The sequence below is a fragment of the Phenylobacterium sp. genome, from assembly GCF_041913825.1.
Lineage (GTDB): Bacteria > Pseudomonadota > Alphaproteobacteria > Caulobacterales > Caulobacteraceae > Phenylobacterium.
The window spans coordinates 1-3,303 of the sequence record NZ_JAYSEO010000052.1; the positions used below are offsets into that span (position 1 = coordinate 1).

Annotated in this window: 3 protein-coding genes; all 3 read right to left on the bottom strand. The window is 72.2% G+C overall.

Annotation, left to right across the window (positions count from 1 at the left end):
* Positions 1 to 1,019 (bottom strand): FAD-binding protein (locus ACE3Q8_RS23055; protein ID WP_374473250.1); only part of this gene is annotated, 1,019 nt, incomplete at its 3' end.
* Positions 1,020 to 1,056: 37 nt separating this feature from the next.
* Positions 1,057 to 1,848 (bottom strand): enoyl-CoA hydratase/isomerase family protein, encoded by a 792-nt coding sequence (locus ACE3Q8_RS23060; RefSeq protein ID WP_374473252.1) that lies wholly within the window; start codon positions 1,846 to 1,848, stop codon positions 1,057 to 1,059.
* The gene (locus tag ACE3Q8_RS23065) at positions 1,848 to 3,002 is read right to left on the bottom strand and encodes an acyl-CoA dehydrogenase family protein (protein WP_374473254.1); all 1,155 of its coding nucleotides are present in this window, start codon (positions 3,000 to 3,002) and stop codon (positions 1,848 to 1,850) included. The genes ACE3Q8_RS23060 and ACE3Q8_RS23065 overlap by 1 nt, the downstream gene beginning before the upstream one ends.
* Positions 3,003 to 3,303: the final 301 nt, after the last annotated feature.

Genomic DNA, 3,303 nt, shown 5'->3' on the forward strand with positions numbered 1-3,303 from the left:
ACCGCCGGGAAGGCCGCCTTGCGGCCGGCCCAGAAGGCCAGGCGCTCGGCCTCGCTCTCGGAGACCCGGACGTAGTCGGCGCCGCGGGCGCGGGCGATCTCCACCACCGCGGCCGAGAGTTCGCCGCACTCCGCCTCCGGGCCGTCCAGCTCGACGATCAGCAGGGCCTCGGCCTCGACGGGATAGCCCACCTGGACGAAGGCCTCGGCGGCGACGATGGCCGGCCGGTCCATCATCTCCATGCCGGCCGGGATGATGCCGGCGGCGATGACGTCGGCGACGCAGGCGCCGGCGGCCTCGACCGAGCCGAAGCCGAGCAGCATGGCCCGCGCGGTCTGCGGCTTCGGCAGGATGCGCACGGTGACCTCGGTGACCACGCCCAGCAGCCCCTCCGAGCCGGTGACCACGCCCAGCAGGTCGTAGCCGGCGGCGTCGTAGGCGCGGCCGCCCAGCCGGACCACCTGGCCGTCCATCAGCACGATCTCGCAGCCCAGCAGGTTGTTGGTGGTCAGGCCGTACTTCAGGCAGTGCACGCCGCCCGAGTTCTCGGCCACGTTGCCGCCGATGGTGCAGGCGATCTGCGAGGAAGGGTCGGGGGCGTAGTAGAAGCCGTCGCCCTGCACCGCGTGGGTGATGGCGAGGTTGGTGACCCCCGGCTGCACGACGGCGCAGCGGTTGGCGTAGTCCACCTCGAGGATGCGGTTGAACTTGGCCATGCCCAGGACGATGCCGTCGGCCAGCGGCAGGGCGCCGCCGGAGAGCGAGGTGCCGGCGCCGCGGGGCACCACCTTCACCCCGTTGGCCTGGCACCAGGCCAGCACGCGGGAGACCTGGTCCACGGTCTCCGGCAGGACGACGGCGATGGGCGTCTGGCGGTAGGCCGACAGCCCGTCGCTCTCGAAGGGGACCAGGGCGTCAGAGTCGGAGACCACCCCCTCCCCCGGCACGATGGCCCGCAGCGCGCGGACGATCGCGGCCTTGCGGGCGATCAGGTCGGCGTCGGGGACGGGCATCTTCATGGGCGCAGCCCTACGCGCTTGCGGCGGCTTGCGCCACCTAGCGGCCCTTGAAGTCGGGGGTGCGCTTGTCGTTGAAGCTGGCGACGCCCTCGCGGCGGTCCTCGGTCCGGAAGAGACGATTGTAGTGGGTCAGCTCGAGGTTCATGGCCTCCGGCAGATCCAGCGCGGCGCCGTCGCGGACCACCGACTTCAGCGCCCGGACGGAAAGCGGCGCCTTGGCGGCGATGGTCTGGGCCACGGCCATGACGGTGGACATCAGGGCGTCCGGCGCCGCCACGCCGCTGACCAGGCCGAACTCGAGCGCCTCGGCGGCGGTGAACAGGCGGCCGGTGGTCAGCAGCTCGATGGCCCGGCGCTCGCCCACGGCGCGGCGCAGGAGCTGGGTGCCGCCGAGCCCCGGCATGATGCCCAGCCCCACCTCGGGCAGGCCGAAGCGCGCGCCCTCGCCCGCGTAGGCGAAGTCGCAGGCGAGCGTCATCTCGCAGCCGCCGCCGACGGCCGCGCCGTTCACCGCCGCGATCACCGGCACGGGCACGGCGAGCTGGGCGCGGATCATCGCCTCGAAGACCTCGTGCTGGGCCGACCATTCATGGTCGGTCATGCCGTTGCGCTCCTTGAGGTCGGCGCCGGCGCAGAAGTGGCGGCCCTGGCCGGCCAGGACCACGCAGCGCAGGTCCTCCCGCACGGCCAGCCGGCTCCAGGCGTGCAACAGCTCCTCGCCCATCTTCGTGTTGAGCGCGTTGGCCGCGTCCGGGCGGTTCAGGGTGACGACGGCGACGCCCGGGGCGGCGTCCTCGATCAGGAGGGTCTCAGGCGTAAGTTCGGGCATCAGAAGGACTTCGGCAGGTCCAGCACGTGGGTGGCCACGTGGGAGAGGATGAGGTTCGTGGAGATCGGGGCGACCTGGTAGAGCCGGGTCTCCCGGAACTTGCGCTCGATGTCGTACTCCTCGGCGAAGCCGAAGCCGCCGTGGGTCTGCAGGCACATGTCGGCGGCGTACCAGGACGCCTCGCTGGCGGTGAGCTTGGCCATGTTGGCCTCGGTCCCGCAGGGCTCGCCCGCCTCGAACAGGGCGGCCGCGTGGTCGACCATGTGGGCCGCGGCGGTGGCCTGCACATAGGCCCGCGCGATCGGGAACTGCACCCCCTGGTTCTCGCCGATGGCGCGGCCGAACACCTGGCGTTCCTTGGCGTAGGCGGAGGCGCGGTCGATGAAGAACCGGGCGTCGCCGATGCATTCGGACGCGATCAGGATCCGCTCGGCGTTCATCCCGTCGAGGATGTAGCGGAAGCCCTTGCCCTCCTGGCCGACGAGGTTGTCGGCCAGGACCTCCAGGTCCTCGAAGAAGAGCTCGGTGGTGGCGTGGTTCAGCATGGTCCGCACGGGCCGGATGGTCAGGCCGTTCCCCACGGCCTGGCGCATGTCGACGATCAGCACGCTCATGCCGTCGGACGGCTTGGCCACGTCCTCCCGCTTCTGGGTGCGGCAGAGCAGGACCATCAGGTCGGAGTGCTCGGCGCGGCTGATCCAGATCTTGCGGCCCGAGACGACGTAGCGGTCCCCCTCCCGGCGGGCGAAGGTGGAGATGCGGGTGGTGTCGGTGCCGGCGTCGGGCTCGGTCACGCCGAAGGCCTGCAGGCGCAGCTCGCCCGAGGCGATCTTCGGCAGGTAGGCCTCTTTCTGGGCCGGCGAGCCGTGCCTGAGGATGGTGCCCATGGTGTACATCTGGGCGTGGCAGGCGGCGCCGTTGCACCCCGAGCGGTGGATCTCCTCCAGCACCGCGGTGGCGGCGCGAAGGCCCAGGCCCGAGCCGCCGTACTCTTCGGGGATCAGCACCGACAGGAAGCCGGCCTCGGTGAGCGCCTGGACGAAGGCGGTGGGGTAGGCGCGCTCGCGGTCGAGCTCGCGCCAGTAGGCGCCGGGAAAGCGGGCGCAGAGCCGGCGCACGGCCTCGCGGATCTCGGGGAAGGTTTCGTGGGTCACGGCCGCCTCTGTGCCACGGGAACGCCGGGTCAGCCTAGCGGCGGGTGGGACCCCGGAGAGGCGGAGGCCACGCCGAAGTCGCTCCCCCGGTCGGGGGAGTTGTCGGCGGAGCCGACGGAGGGGGTCAGAACTGCGGCCGGGCGGACCCCCGGCCCTTCGGGGCACCTCCCCCGAGGGGGCGGGACTGGGAGAGGGACTGGGAGAGGGACTGGGGGGTGAAGGCCCTAGCTGGAGTCCGCCGTGGCGGGTTCGGTCTCGCGGCGCTCGCGGATCTCGTAGAGCAGGCCGGGGTCGAGGCCGA

What these genes read in the sequence shown, in the direction of transcription:
- ACE3Q8_RS23060 (WP_374473252.1), bottom strand. Translation starts at nt 1,848, where the DNA reads ATGCCCGAACTTACGCCTGAGACCCTCCTGATCGAGGACGCCGCCCCG.